This is a genomic window from Micromonospora sp. NPDC048887 (assembly GCF_040649715.1).
GTDB lineage: Bacteria > Actinomycetota > Actinomycetes > Mycobacteriales > Micromonosporaceae > Micromonospora.
Map to the genome: position 1 here is coordinate 1 of NZ_JBEZGA010000041.1, position 1,198 is coordinate 1,198.

A 1,198-nucleotide genomic window follows, 5' to 3' on the forward strand; every position below is an offset into this window, starting at 1 on the left:
GTTCGATCCGGAGTTCCGGGCGGGCGCGGTGCGCATCGTGCGGGAGACGGGTAAGTCGATCGCTCAGGTGGCGCGTGACCTGGGGATCAACGACGGGACCCTGGCTAACTGGGTGAAGAGGGACCGCGAGCGTCGCGGTGAGGCCGCTGCCGGGCAGTTGTCGGAGGATGAGCGGGCGGAGCTGGCCCGGCTGCGGCGGGAGAACGCCGAGCTGGCGATGGAGCGTGATGTCCTCAAGCGATCCGTGGTCCTGTGGGTCAAGGAAGCGACGGGCCGGTGAGCGTGGCCGGGTTCATCGCTTCCCAGAGGACCGAGTATGAGGTGCCGCACGCGCTGGCCTGCCGGGCGTTGGGGGTGTCGCAGTCGTGGTTCTACAAGTGGCGTGACCGGCCGCCAACGCCCCGCGTTGACCGGCGTGTCCGGCTGGCTACCGCGGTCAGGAAGGTGTTCGACGACTCGGGCGGCACCTACGGCAGCCCGCGCATCGGGATCGAGCTGCGCGAGTCCGGCTGGCAGGTCTCCGACAACACGATCGCGCAGCTCATGGCCGAGATGGGCTTGGCCGCCCGGGTCAAGCGCCGCCGGCGGAGCCTGACCCGCCAAGGTAAACGTCCGGCCGCACCGGACCTGGTCAAGCGGGTGTTCACCGCGCCGGCGCCGGATGTCGCCTGGTGTGGTGACATGACCGAGATCCGCACCGACGAGGGCAAGCTCTACCTGGCCACCGTCATCGACCTGTACTCCCGTCGCATTCTCGGCTACGCGATGGGCGCCCACCACGACGCCGGGCTGGTCGTCGCCGCGCTGAACATGGCCGCCGTCACCCGCGGCGGCAGCGTCGAAGGGGTGATCTTCCACAGCGACAGGGGCAGTGAGTACACCTCGGCCGACTTCGCCCGAGCCTGCTCCCGATGGAAGGTGCGCCAGTCGATGGGCCGGGTCGGGTCGTGCTTCGACAACGCCGTCGCCGAGGCCACCTTCTCCACCATCAAGGTCGAGTACGTACACCGCCGCCACTTCCGCACCCGCACAGAAGCCCGGATCAAGATCGCCACCTGGATCACCGACTTCTACAACCAGCGCCGCCGGCACTCCGTCTGCGACTGGCGCTCACCCGCCGACTACGAACGACCAGAGACCCGCGCCCTGGAGGCCCAGGCCGCATAACGGAGCCCTCCACGATTCCAGGGGATTGACA

General features: G+C 68.9%; 2 protein-coding genes. Both read left to right on the forward strand.

The annotated features are described in order from the left end of the window. A partial coding sequence (locus AB0C17_RS29045; RefSeq protein ID WP_357481436.1) for a transposase occupies positions 1-280 on the forward strand: 280 nt, incomplete at its 5' end. Between the two features lie 2 nt (positions 281-282). Continuing rightward, on the forward strand, positions 283-1,167 hold the full coding sequence (locus AB0C17_RS29050; RefSeq protein WP_357481439.1) for an IS3 family transposase: 885 nt from the start codon (positions 283-285) through the stop codon (positions 1,165-1,167). The last annotated feature ends 31 nt before the right edge of the window (positions 1,168-1,198 follow it).